General features: G+C 68.4%; 12 protein-coding genes. 3 read left to right on the top strand and 9 right to left on the bottom strand.

Going from position 1 to position 16,130, the window contains the following annotated elements; genetic code table 11:
- A partial coding sequence (locus tag VE326_14895) for an MFS transporter (protein ID HYJ34488.1) occupies positions 1-1,302 on the top strand: 1,302 nt, incomplete at its 5' end.
- A 58-nt stretch (positions 1,303-1,360) separates the two neighbouring features.
- On the opposite strand, the gene VE326_14900 is transcribed toward VE326_14895, so the two are convergent.
- The 4 genes from VE326_14900 to VE326_14915 form a co-directional block, all read right to left on the bottom strand.
- Positions 1,361-2,071 carry a hypothetical protein gene (locus VE326_14900; protein ID HYJ34489.1) on the bottom strand — a complete coding sequence of 237 codons (711 nt, stop codon included), beginning with the start codon at positions 2,069-2,071 and terminating at the stop codon, positions 1,361-1,363.
- 58 nt (positions 2,072-2,129) lie between these two features.
- Positions 2,130-2,414, bottom strand: a complete 285-nt coding sequence (locus tag VE326_14905) for a hypothetical protein (protein HYJ34490.1) — start codon at positions 2,412-2,414, stop codon at positions 2,130-2,132.
- A gap of 112 nt (positions 2,415-2,526) precedes the next feature.
- A complete protein-coding gene (locus VE326_14910) occupies positions 2,527-4,374 on the bottom strand; it encodes a lipase maturation factor family protein (GenBank protein HYJ34491.1) in 1,848 nt (615 codons plus the stop codon).
- Between the two features lie 9 nt (positions 4,375-4,383).
- The gene (locus VE326_14915; protein HYJ34492.1) at positions 4,384-5,187 is read right to left on the bottom strand and encodes a hypothetical protein; all 804 of its coding nucleotides are present in this window, start codon (positions 5,185-5,187) and stop codon (positions 4,384-4,386) included.
- Positions 5,188-5,351: 164 nt separating this feature from the next.
- On the opposite strand from VE326_14915, the gene VE326_14920 reads away from it, so the two are divergent.
- Positions 5,352-6,305, top strand: a complete 954-nt coding sequence (locus tag VE326_14920) for an ATP-binding cassette domain-containing protein (protein HYJ34493.1) — start codon at positions 5,352-5,354, stop codon at positions 6,303-6,305.
- Complete coding sequence (locus tag VE326_14925) at positions 6,302-10,057, top strand: M1 family aminopeptidase (GenBank protein ID HYJ34494.1); 3,756 nt, start codon at positions 6,302-6,304, stop codon at positions 10,055-10,057. Before VE326_14920 ends, VE326_14925 begins: the two co-directional genes overlap by 4 nt.
- Positions 10,058-10,119: 62 nt before the next feature.
- Here VE326_14925 and VE326_14930 read toward each other — a convergent pair whose 3' ends face one another.
- The 5 genes from VE326_14930 to VE326_14950 all read right to left on the bottom strand — a co-directional run.
- On the bottom strand, positions 10,120-13,323 hold the full coding sequence (locus VE326_14930) for a cytochrome c3 family protein (GenBank protein HYJ34495.1): 3,204 nt from the start codon (positions 13,321-13,323) through the stop codon (positions 10,120-10,122).
- Positions 13,320-14,060, bottom strand: coding sequence for a hypothetical protein (locus VE326_14935; protein ID HYJ34496.1), 741 nt, complete (start codon positions 14,058-14,060; stop codon positions 13,320-13,322). The genes VE326_14930 and VE326_14935 overlap by 4 nt, the downstream gene beginning before the upstream one ends.
- Entirely contained in the window at positions 14,057-14,650 is a 594-nt protein-coding gene (locus VE326_14940; GenBank protein HYJ34497.1) for a hypothetical protein, read from the bottom strand. The genes VE326_14935 and VE326_14940 overlap by 4 nt, the downstream gene beginning before the upstream one ends.
- Entirely contained in the window at positions 14,650-15,237 is a 588-nt protein-coding gene (locus tag VE326_14945; protein ID HYJ34498.1) for a hypothetical protein, read from the bottom strand. Before VE326_14945 ends, VE326_14940 begins: the two co-directional genes overlap by 1 nt.
- A gap of 1 nt (position 15,238) precedes the next feature.
- Positions 15,239-16,130 (bottom strand): hypothetical protein (locus tag VE326_14950; GenBank protein HYJ34499.1); only part of this gene is annotated, 892 nt, incomplete at its 5' end.

The raw sequence follows: 16,130 nt of genomic DNA on the forward strand, positions 1-16,130 counted from the left end.
ATCGCGAGCGGCTATCCCTTCGTCCTCTGGGGCTCCGCCATGACCGCCTGGCTCAAGGAAGCCGGGCTCACGCGTTCCGCGATCGGCGTCTTCGGCACCGTGGCGGCCGTCTATTCACTGCACTTCCTCTGGTCGCCCCTGGTCGACCGGGTTCGCATCCCGCTCCTCGGCCGGCTGGGGCAGCGCCGCGGCTGGATCTTGGCCATGCAGATCCCGCTCGCGCTCTGCACCCTGGCCCTCTCGTTCTTCGATCCCGCGCAGAGCGTTCGCTCGGTGGGTCTCCTCGCGCTCGCCATCGCGTTCTTCTCGGCCACGCAGGACGTGGCGATCGATGCCTATCGCGTCGAGATCATCCCGCGCGAGGAGACCGCGAAGATCGCGCACGCGTCCGCCTTCACCACCGCGGGCTGGTGGGCGGGATACGGCATCCTGGGCGCCGTGCCCTTCCTCCTGGCGGATCGTCCCGGCTGGACCTGGAACCGCATCTACGTCCTGCTGGCGGCCGCATGGCTGCCGCTCATGGCGGCGGTCTTCGCGGTGCGGGAGAGTGGGCAGCGACGCGACCGATTCGACGAGGCGGAGCGGAGCTACGAGAAGGCGCTGGCGCGCTACGCGGCTCCGGGGCGCTGGGCCCGATTCACCGCTTGGCTCAGCGTGACGCTGCTGGAGCCGCTGCGTGAGTTCTTCGCGCGCACCGGCGCACGGCTCGGCATCGGCGTGTTCCTCTTTCTGCTCCTGTTCAAGCTGGGGGAAGCGTTCCTCGGCCGGATGGCGATCGTGTTCTACAAGGAGGTCGGGTACACGGACGCGCAGATCGGAACCTTCTCGAAGTTCGGAACGGGCCTGGTCACGATCGCTTTCTCGATGCTGGGCGGCCTCCTGAACGCGCGAATCGGACTGATTCGCGGGCTGTACGTCGGAGGACTGGCGATGGCCTCATCGAATCTCATGTTCTCCTGGATCGCCCTCGACGCCGCGCGGGTCGGGCATCCCAGCACGGGGCTGCTCGCGGCGGCGATCGCGGTGGATGGCTTCACGTCGGCCATGTCCACGGTGGCCTTCGTGGCCTTCATCTCCTATCTGACCAGCCACACCTACACGGCCACCCAGTACGCGCTGCTGGCGGCCCTCGGCACGCTGGGACGAACCGTGGTCTCCGGGGCAAGCGGGTTCGTCGTGGACGCCCTCCATGGAAACTGGTCGCTCTTCTTCGTGATCACGGCTGTGATGGTGCTACCGAGCCTGGTGCTGCTGCTGTACGTGGCAAGGCTGCTCCGGGAGCGGGCGCTTCACTGGAGCTAGAGCTCGTGACCGGCAGATCCCGGGTGTTCGATCGGCTTGGCCGATTCCAGATTCGGCGTTACCGCTCCGGATACTCCTCGGAGCCCTGGACCCAGATGAAGGATTGAAGATCGATCATGTCGCGCGGCTTGAGATCCCGCACGTCGCGCCGCACGGTCTCGGCGAACTCCAAGAGAGAGGCATAGACGGGCCAGGAGGGGCGCGACTCGTAACGGAAGGGAAAGCCGTAGCGCTCGGCGGCGAGGCGCGTGACGTTCGGCTTCAGGAAGATGTGCGTGTCGGGATCGGCGAGGAAGCCGAACACCGTCACGATCGGCCAGGTGAGAACGCGCGTCTGCCTGCGCGGCAGGGCGGCGACCACGTCGCGCCACCGCTCGAAACGCCGCTCCAGGGTCCCGCGCCCGTGCAGGAACTCGTACAGCCACTCCGCGAAGGCCCGGGCGCCGGCCCCGGGCTTCACCGCATCGCGCAGCGCCATCTTCTCGAACGAGAACAACAGATTCGTCCGCGACTCGATGGCCACCGCGCGGGCGGCCACCTCGTGGAAGGAGCCCTGCCGCATCAGCCCTCGCCAGACGGCGGGGGAGAGGAGCTCCGTCCAGCGCTGGTGCGCCTCCCACTTGTAGTTCCGCTCCCACTCGAGATAAGTCTCGTCCCGGAACCCTCCCGGAAACGCCCGCAGGAACTTGCGGCGGCGTGCCGCGACCCGTGGCGCGCGGGAGGCGGCGTCTCTGGGGCGGGCGGTACGATCGATGTGTGAAATGGCCATGATCCACTCCTTTCTGCGGAGTGGACCCAGCAAAGCCCGGGCCGGTTGGCCCGGCAAATCACACCACCTGGAAGATCTCGCGCTTGCCGGTGACGTACATGTCGGTGTAGCCCTTCATCTTTTCCCGCAGATCCGTGCGCTCCTCGTACTCCTTCACGCGCGTCGCGAGAGCCGCCAGGTCCTCGACCTCGGTCTCCATGACCACCGTGTTGAACGCCCCCACGGCGTCGGTCATGATCCGGGTCTTCCACTTGGGCTGCGCGGCCATGACATCCTTCATCTGTTTGGCCAGCTTCGAAGCCATTCCCGGCTTCGCGACGAACGACTCGCGCACGATGAGCATGGTCGATCTCCTGACGATGGGGGAAGTGGAGCAACTCGTCCTGGGGCGAGTTGCCTGGGGTACAAACGCCGCGCTCAGTACGGCTCCAGAGAGCGGGTGTGACGTACGCCGGCTACCGCGGAGCCGCGCCCACGGCGACCAGCTGGCCGTTCTGCAGCGCGAGCACGGGACAGTACAACCCGAGCGGCTCCCGGCGCCACCAGGCGCCGGTGCGCTTCCGCTCTTCCGCAGTCGTGAAATGATAGTCGTAGACCACGGCGCGCAGGAACCTCGGCGGCGCGCGCGGGAAGGGGTTCTTCGCGAAGAGCGCCTCGACGGCCGGCGACCCCTCCAGCAGCCGCCGGCACAGCTGCAGGAACCACGGCTGATTCTGGAAGTTGCTGAGCGCCGCGAACCACATCTGCCAGTCCAGGCGAGGCTGGTGCGGCGCGACGAACTCCGGGCGCCGGGCCGGGTCGCCCGGCTTCCAGGGAAGCTCGTAGGCCAGCCACTGCACGCCGTCGCGGCTCCCCTCCAGGACGATCTCGAGCCGTCGGGTCGTCATCACCGCGAAGAGGCCGTAGCGATTGAACGATCGAATCGGCCAGACCAGGTCGGACGCGTACTCGACGGGCCCGAGCCAGGTCGTGGGCGCGTGGAGCGTCGTGAGGAAGGGCACCAGGCTGAGCAGGAAGAACAGCAGGGCCAGGGGCCGCAGCGCCCAGGCAAACCATCCCCCCCGCCGCACCGACCAGCGCCCCGCACGCTCCCGCCAGCTTCGCGGCCACACGCCGTCGTCCAGGCACAGCACGCAGAGCGCCAGCGTGAGCCAGTTGAAGAATCCGTAGTTGCCCGTGAGCAGGATCAGGATCTGAAGCGCCGCGATCAGCGCGGCGCCCGCGAACCGGAGGCGTCGCGGCAGGAAGATCAGGAATGGGGCGATCCCTTCCAGGATGAGCGTCCCCGTGGTGGACGCGCGGAGCGCGCCCGCGGGGAGATGATGCGCGTACCACGCCGTCCAGGGAGGGAGCGGCTGCGTCTCGAAGTGGTACTGAAGCGCCGTGCGCGCGTGCCACGTCGGGTCGCCGCTCAACAGCTTGACCGCGGCGGACGAAAAGGAGAGCCGGAACAAGAGCCACCGCATCAGCCACAGACCCGAGCGGCGCGGAGGCGGATCGCTCGCGGGCCGGGACCACCACCTCCAGGGAGCGATCAGGATCGCGAGGAGCCCGGTCTCCAGCAGCAGGCTGTCCCACTGGAACCAGAAGAAGTCCTGGCCGAGGATCGAGAGCGAGAGGTACAGGGACCAGAGCCCCGCGAGGCATGCGATCGGCGCCGCTCCCAAGGCGAGCCCGACCGAGAGCACCACCCCCGCCGCGCAGAGGGCGTGCAGCCACCCCGCGCTCGAACCCAGCCATCCGAGCGTCGGCGCGATCCAGTAGGCCAGCCTTCCGTAGCGCGCGTGGAGCGCGGCCAGGAAGTCGCGCCCCGGGAGGACCCCGTCGGGTCCGGCGATTCCCTGCACCTGGACCCACATCGAGACGAACGCGACGAGGTAGACGACGGCGAGGAGCCGGAGGAAGATCCAGGTCGTGAGGGTCTCGCCGGGCGGGACGACGTGATCGCCCCAGATCCAGCGCGTGATCCGGTACAGCGGGCCGCGGTTGGCGGCGACGAAGCGGTAGGCGGTTTCGGTGAGGGGCCGCACCCCGGGAACGCGGCGATAGAGCCAGAGCGGCCATCGCCGGCCGGGAGCCGTGGCCAGGGCGCGAAAGACCGCCTCGGCCCCGCCCGACCAGCGGCCGTCCGGCTCCAGGAGCTGCACCGCCTTCTCGAAGCGCTCTCTGGGGATCTTGGAGAAGCGGTCGGCGACCTCCTGGTAGGTCGCATAGTCCACGCGGTCGCCGGTCGCGGCCTGCCAGCGCTCGATCCAGAGCCGGCAGAAGCCGCAATCGCCGTCGTAGACCAGTAGTGGCTTCATTCCGAGAGGCTACTTGCCCTCTGGATGTTCAGGGGGTGCGAGGTGGGAGAGTCGCGTCAGGATCCTCTTCATGACGGTGGCGAATTGCTCCTCGGTCACACGGTCGCCGGAGTCCTGGTGTGGGTAAAGTGCGACCGTGATCATCTGATCGCGCGCGAGGTCGCTTTCGGAGACCGTCTCGCGCAGGGTAACCCGAAGAGCAGCGTCCGCAGAGTCCGCCAGGCGAACCGTCTCTGCAAGAGGACGGCGAGGCGGGGGATTCGGCGACTTGTCACCAAGCACGACTTGATCGAACGAGGGCAGAAGATCACGGGGTTTCCATGGACGATCCGAAACCCAAATCATATGGCGGTCGTCGAAAACCATCAGCTGACTCCCGCTCGCACGGACGACGGGTATTGCAGATGCCGAGTCCGACGCCACGATGAATCCGAACGAGCAGGGTGGGGCGCAGAACGCGGGTGCAGGGCAGTGCCTTGTCGCCGGCAGAATGTAGCGGGTCCCGACCTGAAATGAAGGTTCACCCTCCGACCAGATCGTCATTCCTCGGATCGTCCCACCAGACTGGATGAGGATCAGGCTGTCGGATACACCCGTGCCCTTGATGAATCTGACGTCCCGGAACCGATACCGGGTCCCGATGGAGCCGGGCACCTTGATACAGGTGCGGTCGTCCACCGTGCCCACGAAAATGATGTCCGCCCATTCGAGTCGCTGTTCGAAGGAAGAGAGGTTGCATAGGGAATTGGCAGGCCGAACGCCGACAACCAACGTGGAGAGGAGTGCGGCGAACAGGACGGTATGGCGATGCATTCAGAGCCTCGAACCGGTCCACCGGGGGACGTATCGTCTGATTAGACCACGCTCCGCCACCTTCATGCCACGCCTTGCAGCGTGCGAGCCGGAGGAAACAAAAGCGTAGTACCATGACGTAGTTGACCCGTAGGCCCCATCGACATGCCCCCCAGGAGGCCCCGATGCTCAGCACCCGCGGTCTGGTCAAGGTGTACCCGGGCCCGGTCACCGCCTTGAACGGCGTGGATCTGGACGTGCATCCCGGGATGTTCGGCCTCCTCGGCCCCAACGGGGCGGGGAAGTCGACCTTCATGAAGATCCTTGCCGGGCTCCTCGAGCCCACCTCCGGCAGCGCCACCCTCGACGGCATCGACATCGTGAAGGATCCCGACTCGGTCTGGCCGCGGCTGGGCTACCTGCCGCAAGAGTTCGGCTTCTACCCGCACCTGACCGGCGAGGCGATGCTCGGGCACCTGCTGGACCTCAAGGGGGTCACCGCGCCGCAGGGGAAGAAGAAGCTGGTGGCCGAGCTGCTCGACCGCGTGAATCTCTCGTTCGCGGCCAGGCGCGCGGTGAAGGGCTACTCGGGCGGCATGCGGCAGCGCCTGGGGATCGCGCAGGCGATCGCGGGGAATCCGCGGCTGATCATCGTGGACGAGCCGACGGCGGGGCTCGATCCCGAGGAGCGGCTCCGCTTCTACCATCTCCTCTCGGAGCTCGCGGCGGACCGCATCGTGCTTCTCTCGACCCACATCGTCGAGGACGTGGCCGTGCTCTGCCCGCGCTTCGCCGTGATCCGCGCGGGGCGTCTGATCGCGCTGACCACGCCCGCCGAGGCGCGGGCCGCCATCGCGGGGCGCATGTTCGAAGGGCTGGTCTCCGTCGAGGACCTGCAGCGGCTTCGCGCCGAGCGGATGGTGACGCAGGCGCTCCTGGTCGAGGGCAAGAACCGCGCGCGCATCTTCGAGTCCTCCGGCACACCGCCGGCCGGGTTCCTTCCGGCGCCGGCCACGCTGGAGGACGCCTATCTCGTCCTGATGCGCCAGGGCGAGCTGCCGAACGGCAACGGCTCGGGCCCGGCGTTGCCCTCGGGACGCGTCGCGGGTACGAACGCCTCGATCGAGGCGGTGGGATGAGCCCGCGCCGGCTGTTCGCCGTCTTCGGCGTCGAGTTCGGGCATTCCTTCAAGCGGCCGCTCTTCTACATCATGGCGGCGCTCATCGCGCTCATCTCCTTCGGACTTTCGAGCGGCCAGATGCAGATCTCCTCCGGCGACAGCTCCGTCGGAGGGACCAAGGCCTGGATCACCTCCGAGTTCGCCCAGACCCAGACGATGACCTACCTGACGATCCTGATCTTCGCGGGATTCGTCGCGGCCGCCGCCGGGATGACGCTGCTCCATGACCGTGAGACCAAGGTGGACGTGATCCTGCACTCCACGCCGCTCAAGGCCGGAGAGTACGTCTGGGGGCGCCTCCTTGCCGTGGTCGGGATGTTCGCGGTCCTCCTCGCGTGGCAGGCGCTGACCGCCGCTCTCTTCAACCACGCTGTGCCGAACGGAAACGCGCAGGAGATCCGCGGCCCCTTCGCCTGGGCCAGCTACTTCCGCCCGGTCTTCGTGGTGGGGCTTCCCTTCGTGGTGTTCTTCGCGGGGCTGTCGATGTGGATCGGCGAGCGGACGCGGAGCGCCGTGATCGTCTATCTCCTTCCGGCGATCGCCCTCCTGCTCAGCGGCTTCTTCCTGATGACGTGGTCGCCGTCATGGCTCTCCTACGGGATGAACCGCGTGCTGCAGGTGATCGAGCCGTCGGGGTATCGCTGGCTCAACGAGACGCTCCTCAAGGTGGACCGCGGCGTGAAGTACTACAACACGCAGCCGGTTCCCTACGACGCGATCTTCTGGCTGAACCGGCTCTGGATGCTGGTCGTGGGGCTGGGCGGCGCCCTCCTCACGCAGCGCTCGATCGCGCGGTCGCGTCGCGGTGTCGAGAGCGCCCGCGCGCGTCAGAAGAGCGCGGCCGCGCGGCCGGATGCGCCGGGGGCGGGCTGGGACGAGACCGTCGTTCGACCGGCGATCGGCGGGATCGGCATGACGAGCGGCCGTCCCGGGGCGCTAGCCACGGTGCGCGCGGTGGCGCGCACGGAGATGATCGAGCTGCTTCGCCAGCCCGCGCTCTACCTCTTCATGCTGATCATCCTGGTCCAGGTGCTGGGGAACTCGCTCCTCGCCGTGGGCGCGTTCGACACCCCGGTTCTCCTGACGCCGGGCACGAGCGCGGTGGCCCTCGCCAATCAGAGCGTCACGTTCGTCTGCCTCCTCCTCATGTACTACACGGTGGTCGCCCTGGAGCGGGAGCACACGACCGGCCTGGCGCCGGTTCTCTACGCGGCGCCGGTGCGGACGGGGGCGCTCCTCTTCGGCAAGGCGCTGGCGAACGGCGTGGTCGGGGCGATCGTCCTCATGGCCTCCTTCCTGGGAAGCTGGATCGCCATCTCGTCTCAGCACACCGTTCCCTTTTCGCTGAGCCCCTATCTGCTCGTCTGGGGGCTTCTCCTGGTGCCGACCTTCATGTTCTGGACGGCCCTCGTCACGGCGGTCTACGCGCTGGTGGGGAACCGCTACACGACGATCGCGGTCGCCATGGGCGTCCTGGCCTGGACCGGCTGGCGCGCGCTCACGAAGCAGATCAGCTGGGCGGGAAACTGGGCGCTCTGGGGCGCGCTCCGCTGGAGCGACCTCGGCCCCTTCGAACACGACCGCCTGGCGCTCGTCTTGAACCGCGCGATGGTGCTGAGCGCGGCCGCCCTCTTCATCGCCCTCGCCGTCCGGCTCTTCCGCCGCCGGAGTCCCGATGCCGTGCGCACGATGCACCGCCTGTCGCCCAAGAGCCTCGGGCGCTCGGCCCTCCGCTTCGCCCCCTACGCGCTGATCCCGCTCACCCTCTGGATCACGCTCCTCTTCCAGGTGAGCCAAGGCACGGAGGGCGGCGCCGCGAAGAAGGCGCGCAAGGACTACTGGGCCAAGAATCTCAAGACCTGGATGGATGCGCCGCTTCCGGACATCGCGCGCGCCGACATCGCGGTCAAAGTGGACCCCAAGGGGAGCCGCCTGGAGAGCCGCGGTGCCCTGACGTTCGTGAACGGCCTCGACACGACGCTGACCCAGATCCCCCTGACCGGCGGGGTCGAGTGGAAGAACGTGACCTGGACGATGAATGGACGGAGCGTCACGCCGGAGGACTCGAAGCGGCTCTACGTGTTCACGCCGCCGCACCCGCTCGCCAAGGGGGACAGCGTCACGATCGGATGGAACTTCGATGGCAGCCTCCCGAGCGGCGCGAGCAAGAACGGCGGGAACATGGAGGAGTTCGTGCTCCCGTCCGGCATCGTGCTCACCGGCTTCACGCCGAGCTTCATGCCGGTGGTCGGCTTCATGGAGGACGTGGGCGAGACCAAGGACAACAAGACCGAGCCGCGCCGCTACCCGCGCGACTACTGGAAGGGAATCACCCCGGCCGGCTATGGCGCCACCGCCTGGTTTCCGGCGCGCATCGCGGTGACCGGCCCGGCCGACTACACCCTGAATTCCGTGGGCGTCTGCACGAGCAACACCGTGAAGAACGGCTGGCGCACGCAGGTGTGGGAGACCGACCATCCGGTCAAGATCCTGAACGTGATCTGCGGGCACTGGAAGGAGCGGCGCGGCCACGGCACGACGATCTACTACGCGCCGGTGCATCCCTACAACGTCGACGCGATGTCGGCCACGCTCGACGCCGCGCGGAAGTACTACTCCGAGTGGTTCCTTCCGTATCCATGGAAGGAGCTCAAGCTCTCCGAGTTCCCGGGCATGGCGGGATACGCGCAGGGATTCGGCACGAACATCACCTTCAGCGAGAACATCGGCTTCTTGACGCGGAACGACGCCAAGACCAACGCGACGTTCCTGGTCACCGCCCATGAGTCCGCCCATCAGTGGTGGGGGAACATCGTGACCCCCGCCCGGGGGCCCGGCGGCGACTTCATCAGCGAGGCGATGGCGCACTTCTCGACGATGCTCCTGTTCCAGCAGGTGCTTGGCCCGCGCGAACGGATGGAATTCTGCAAGGGTCTGGAGGCCCGCTACGGCGACCGCCGGCGCGTGGACGACGAGCGGCCGATGTACGACGTGGACGGCAAGCGCGAATCGGACGAGACCGTGATCTACGACCGCGGCGGCTGGGTCTTCTGGATGCTTTACGACTACGTGGGACACGACCGCGCGCTGGAGGGCTACCGGGCGTTCTGCCGCACCTGGAGCGAGAGTCGCGACCATCCCGCGCTCCAGGACATCGTGGCCGCCTTGCGTCCCTATGCGGCCGATCCCGCGAAGTACGACGCGTTCGTGAAGCAGTGGTTCGAGGACAAGGCGATGCCGGAGTACCGCTTCGAGAATGCGTCGAAACGAAAGACGGGAGCCGGGTACGACGTGACCGCCATCGTGAAGAACATCGGCACGGGGACGATGCCGGTCGAGGTCGCCGCGACCGCCGGCGAGCGATGGAAGAAGCAGGCGGCACCGGCGGGGGTGGGATCGGGCACGGCCCAGACGGATCCGCTGGAGCGGCGGCTGGGAGCGCTCGAGGAGCGGGTCCGCATACCCCTGGGAGCCCGGCGGCTCTGGGGGGACGTGGTCCAGGACGCCGCGGAATCGAAGGGATCCGCGTCCCCGGGCTCGCGATTCGAGCAGGACCCCAAGTATCGCGAGGCGCGGGCCACGGTGACCCTCGGGCCGGGGGAATCGAGGACGGTAACCCTCCACTGCGACTTCGCGCCCGAGAAGCTGGTCGCGGACCCCGACGTTCGGGTGCTCCAGCTCCGCCGGAAGCAGGCGGTCGCGAAGCTGTAGCGGAGCGGTCCCGGTAGCGGAGCGGCCCCGCGATCCCCGGCCGCTCCGCTACCTTCTGCGGACTACTTCTTCCCCTCCAGCATCTTCTGCATCGACGGGTCGTGGCACTGGATGCACAGCGCCCGCTTCGGCTCGTGCGTCAGGAGATGGTCCTCGGCGCTCGAGTGCGGATTGTGGCACCCGATGCAGCTCAGCGGATCGCCGGTCCGCGGGTCCTTGCCGCCCGTGGTCGGGTGGAAGTGCTTGCTCATGTCCTCGTGGCAGCCGCGGCAGAGGGTGTTCACGTCGTTCACGAGCAGCTTCTTCCGGTCCGACGAATGCGGATCGTGGCAGGCGGTGCACCCCTCGTCCAGCGCCGCGTGACGGAACTTGCCCGTGACCATCTTCTTGTCGTGGCACTGGAAGCAGAGCTTGCTCTGCTCGGCCTTCAGCACCGGCGTGGCCGGGCCGCCATGCGGCGCGTGGCAGGAGATGCACGACGCGTCGGTCTTGAGCGGGGCGTGGACGACCGCCTTGCTCGACCAGGCCTTCGTGTTCCCGTGGCATGAGTAGCAGAGATCGGGGACGCGCTGCGCCAGGGCGCCCGTCGTCGCCGTTCCGTGGCACTTGGCGCAGTCCCCCTTGGCGAAGGGGGCGTGGAGCGCGGGCTGCAAGAGCCCCTTCTTCCCGACCGGCTGCACGTGCGGGTCGTGGCAGGAGACGCAGTTCTTCCCGGCGAGCGAGAATCCCTTGTGCGCGTTGGTCAGCCGCGGGCCAGCCAGCCCGTGGCACGTGGCGCAGGTCGCGTTCACGCTCTTCGCGAGCATCCCCTGATTTTCCGAGCCGTGGCTCGCGTGGCACTTGAAGCACTGCCCCTTGGCGACGGGAGAATGGGGCGCGCCCTTCGCGATCCGGTCGGTGAGCGACTTGTGGCACGACGCGCACAGCTCGAGCGCGGGCTTGACCAACAGCCCCGGCACCGCGCTCTCGTGCGGCTCGTGGCACTTGGCGCAGTCGCCGCTCGCGGCGGGCGGATGCCCGTGCTTCAGCGCGGATTGCTGGATGACCTCCTTGTGGCAGGTCACGCAGAGCTGGCGCGTCGAGGAGACCAGGAGCTTGTCGCGCGAGGAGGCGTGCGGGGTGTGGCAGGTGACGCACTCGCCTCTGGCGACCGGCGGATGAACGAGCAGCCCGGCCAGGCGCGAGGCGCCGGGGCCCGCCATCCCGGCCTTGGCGGCCGGAGCGGCGGCGCGCTTCGGGATCTGATGGCAGGTGACGCAGAGCGACGCCGCCGGCTTCTTGAGACTGGCCTTGCCGGGCGCTACCCCCGCGGTGTGGCACTTGGCGCAGTCCTTCTCGGCGAAGCCGGGGTGCGCGTGGTCCGGGATCAGGGACGCATTCTTGGAAGCGTGCGGCGTATGGCAGGAGAGACACCGTGCCTGCGTCAGGTTCGCGCCCTGGTGCTTGGCGACGAGGTCCTTGTCGTCCAACTCGTGGCAGTCGGCGCATAGCGCCGGCGGCGCTTTCACCAGGGCCGGCGCCGCCTTGCCGCCGTGCGGATCGTGGCAGGTGAGGCAGTCCTTCTCGCCGACGGGGGAATGGACGGTGTCCCCCTCCTTGCCGATCGACGCGTGGCAGGACTGGCAGAGCGTCGAGGCGTCCGCCGTGAGGAGCTTCTTCTTCGCGGAGCCGTGCGGCTCATGGCACGCCGTGCACTGCCCGTTCGCCGCCGGGGTGTGGGGCGCCGGGCCCTTGATCTTGACCCCGATGTCGGCATGGCACTTCACGCAGAACTCGCTCTGCGAGGAGACGAGGAGCGCCGCCCCCTGGCCGGCGTGCGGCGCATGGCAGGCGAGGCACTGCCCCTCGGCGGCCGGCTTGTGGGGGAACTCCTGCCGCGCTTCGCGCTGCGGACCGTTGTGGCAGCTCGCGCACACCGTCGCCGCGTCGGCCCGAAGCATCCCCGGGCGCTCCGATTGGTGCGGGTCGTGGCAGGCCGCGCACTGACCGGACCGGAACGGCGGATGCACTTCCAGACCCGCGAGGTTCTTCTCGAGATCGCCATGGCAGGAGCGGCAGAGGTCGCGGGCTTCCTTGCGCAGGAGCTTCCCGTTGGAGGCTGCGTGCGGCTCGTGGCACCGGACGCAGTCCTTCTTCGCGACCGGCGGATGGACCCCCTTGGCGGCCGCGGCCTTCGCGCCGATGTCCTTGTGGCAGGCGATGCACATCGAGCCGTCGGTTGTCTTGGCCAGCGCGGCGTTCTTCGATCCGTGGACGTCGTGGCAGGAGGCGCAGGAGCCGCTCTGGAACGCGGCATGCACGACCGCCTTCTTCAAGTCCTCGTCCACGTTGTCATGACAGCTGCCGCAGAGCGCGATCGGCTTCTGCTTCAGGAGGCCCTTCGCGACGCCGCGGTGCGGGTTGTGGCAGGTGAGGCAATCCCCCTCGGCGACGGGATCGTGGGGATGCGGCTGCGTTTTCGCGTTGGCGAGGTCGTCGTGACACTTCACGCAGAGCGCCGGCGCCTCGGCGATCACCTTGGGCGTGGGCTTGCCGTTCTCCATCACATGGCAGGCTTCGCACTCGCCGCCGGCGACCGGCGCGTGCGCGTCCTCGCGGAGCAGGGCAGCGGAGGACGAGGCGTGCGGGGCGTGGCAGTCGAGGCACTTCAAGCCGCCGACGGTGACCTTTGCGTGCTTCGAGGCCACGTCGGCCGGGGAATGGCAGGTCGCGCAGAGCGCGTCCCCCTCCGCCTTGACGAGCGAGGCGTTGGCGCCGCCATGCGCGGTGTGGCAGGAATAGCATTCTCCCTTGGCGAACGTGGGATGCACGTGGGCGGCCTTGGCCTCCGCCCCGGTGTCCTTGTGGCACTTGAAGCAGGACTGCTCCGGCCCGCCCTCGCGCCCCAGCTTTGGAAGGTTCGACGCATGCGGGTCGTGGCAGCCCAGGCACTGTCCCTGGGCGAACGCGGCGTGCTCGTGGGCCGGCTTCGGCGCCTTCTTCAGATCGGCGTGGCAGGAGAAGCAGAGGTCCGGCATCGGCATCTTGAGCACGAGCATCTGCGAGAACCCGTGGCTCTCGTGGCAGGTCATGCACTCTTCCTTGGCGACCGGAGGGTGCACGTTCTTCTTCGCGAACTCCGCGCGCGAGTCCTTGTGGCAGTCGTAGCAGGCGCGCGTCGGCTTCTTGGACTTGGACGGCTTGGCCGCGTGCGCGCCGCCGGGCAGGCCCAGGGCGAGCGCGGCCGCGATCGCGAGGACGATGGAGAGCCGGCGGGTGGAGGTCACTTGGAGTCCTTGGTCTTGTCGGTCGTGCCGCCACTTCCGTGCGACGGCGTCATGGGGATGGAGGTGCCGGCTGCGGGCGGAATGCCGCCGCCGTGCGGGTTCGCGCCGGCCGCCCCGCCGTGCGGATTCATCCCGGTCGCCGTGCCATGCGGCAGCGGACCGCCGGCTCCGTGAGGATTCAGCGTCATGCCCATGCCGCCGTGCGGGTTGGGCTCCTCTTCGGGCTTCGCGTTCTTGCGGGCCTGGTCTTTCAGCGCCTCGAGCTCCTTGTAGGCCTGGACCGAGTCCACGACGATCGGCTCGCGCCCGACGAAATCGATGCGCATCACCTTGAAGGCCAGGAAGGAGCGCCGCGTGAAGTGGGGCGGAAGCGACATCATCGCCCACGTGGTGTCCTGCGGCTTGTTCTTCTGGGACACGATGATCTTGAACGCCGGATTCTTGGGCTCGTTCGAGCGCGAGATCACCTTGCCGTTCGAGATGTCCATCGCGAAATCGGGCACGTACTGCACCATCTTCGCCGAATAATCGGTATCCCCGATCGTGAAGGGCTTGCCCGGAAGGACCTGCTGCTGGTCGGCGAACTCGTGAAAGATGCGGTTACGGATCGCGATGGTGACCGACTTCAGCTTGGGGGCGGCTCCCGGTTTCGGTTTGGCGGCCGGCGCGGCGCCCAGGAGGGCGAGGGCGGCGATCACGAGGACCGACGCGGAGCGGGAACAACGGGGGAGCGTCATGACTTGGTTCCTCCTCGGGAACCGGACCGGGCTCCCGCTTTGCGTAGGTCATCCAGCATTTCGACGGCAAGGCTCGCGATCAGCTTGTCCTGACTATGTTCGCGCCCCCACTGAAACACGGTTTCGCGATCTTCTCCGGTGCGGCTGTAATGGCAGGCCCAGACCACGCGTCCCGAGGCGATCTCCACCAGGCGGAGCGTCGCCGCCACCGACGGCACGCCCCCCTCGTCCGACTTGATCTCCCCCGCCTCGATGACGTTTCCGAACATGAGGTAGTTGACGTGCAGGGAGTCACCCAGCCGCCGCATCTCCTCGGCCGTCATGCCGCGCGCCGAGCGGATCGAGAGGCGGTCGATCGCGTCCTCCACCACGCCCTGCTCGACCACGGGGAAGAGGCCGATGCGCACCAGCTCGGCCATGAAGACCCGCGTGAAGGCCTCGGCCACGTTCTCGCGGCCGGAGAGATCCTCGAACGGGATCATCGCGACGGCGGCGCCCGCGGGGACGACGACGGGAGCGTGGGTCGCCCGAGGGCGTGTGCCGGCACACCCCGCTCCCGCGGTCATCGCGATCGCCGTAGCCGCGATCATCAGAATGCCTGGTGATCGATGCGCTGCACGACTTCGCGGCACGCTTCCTCCGTGAGGCGGCTCAGGGTGGGAGCGCCGCCCCCGAGGATCGGGACGCGGCTCTTTCCGCGCTTGGTGATCGAGGCCTTCCAGACCACCTTGCTCGTGGCGACGTCGATCATCTCCACGTCGAAAGCGATCGAGGGGCGGAGCGAGCCCGAGTTCGAGCCCACCATCTGATATTCGGAAACGGCTCCGCGGATGAGCCCGTTGGCTCCGACCTCCACGGCGGCGTCCTTCAGCTTCTTCGGGTCATAGGTCCCTTCGTACGTCGGGAGCCCTCCCGTGCGCTCGAGCACCGAGCGGAGCTCGCCCGGATCGGAGACCTGGAACCGGTCGGCGATCACCAGCTCGGTCACGAACATCCGCGTCGTGCGCTCGCCGGCGAAGCGGTCGCTGGTGAGATTCGCGAAGGGGAGCACGGCCACCTTCTTGTAGAAAGCCATGTCCGCCTCGCCGTTCACGTAGAAGCGCCCGTGCGCGGCGCATCCCGCGACCCCGAGGAGGAGAAGCGCGGCGGTCATCCTCACGACGGTGCGTCCGTTCACGTCACCTCCGAAGGGCCAGCGTGGCGCCGAGCTCGAGCCGCGTCGCGCGGGTCTGCAGTCCGGCATCGACGAGACTCCAAACGGCCTGGAGCCGGAAGTCGCTGGAGAGACCCAGCAGGGCGCGCGCGCTCCAGGTCTCCCGCCCGGCGGGCAGGTCCAGCCCGGCCTCGCCGCGCGGCTGATCGCTCCGCAGATACGTCCCGTCGAGCTGCAGGTTCCGCGAGGGCGACCAGCGTGCCGTCCCCCGCCAGATCGTCATCTGGGGGTCGGAACGCCGCAGCCCGCGGGAGCGCTGGACGCTGCCGGTGAGGTCAACGGCCGCGGAAGGGGTCCAGCGCAGATCGAGCCCGCTCGAGCGCGAACTGGCGGCTGCTCGGCCGACCGACGGTCCGGAGCGGTAGCCCTGCAGGGAGACGGTCGCAGCGAACGGCCGCAGCGGAATTAGATTCAGGAGCAGCGAGCCCTGCGATACCACCCGCGAGTTCCGGCCCGCGGAGTCGGCCAGCGCGAGGCCGGTCGCATCCGTGACGTTCACCTGACCGTTCGCGCTCAGGTCCAGCCCGCGGGCGAACCGCATCGTGGTGTTCGCCTGGTACGTATCGACCGGGCGCGCACGGTCGCCCGAGGTCCAGTTCAGGGAGCGCGCAACGCCCGCCCGTCCGGTCCAATAGGGCCGGACGCGGCCCTCGATCGACGCGAGCAGGAGCAGGTACCACTGAAGCTCGTCCTGCTCCACCGTGCGCAGGGTGCGTACGCCGCCGCCGCTGCCGAAACGGAGCGACGGGCGCGGGCGGAAATTGAACGTCGCGTTCCCCTCGTGGTCGTCCAGATCGGTGCGCACGCCGTTGCGCGTCAGCGTGCGGCGGAATCCGTACGTGAGGGCGGCGTCGGTC

Source organism: Candidatus Binatia bacterium, from assembly GCA_035631035.1.
Lineage (GTDB): Bacteria > Eisenbacteria > RBG-16-71-46 > SZUA-252 > SZUA-252 > DASQJL01.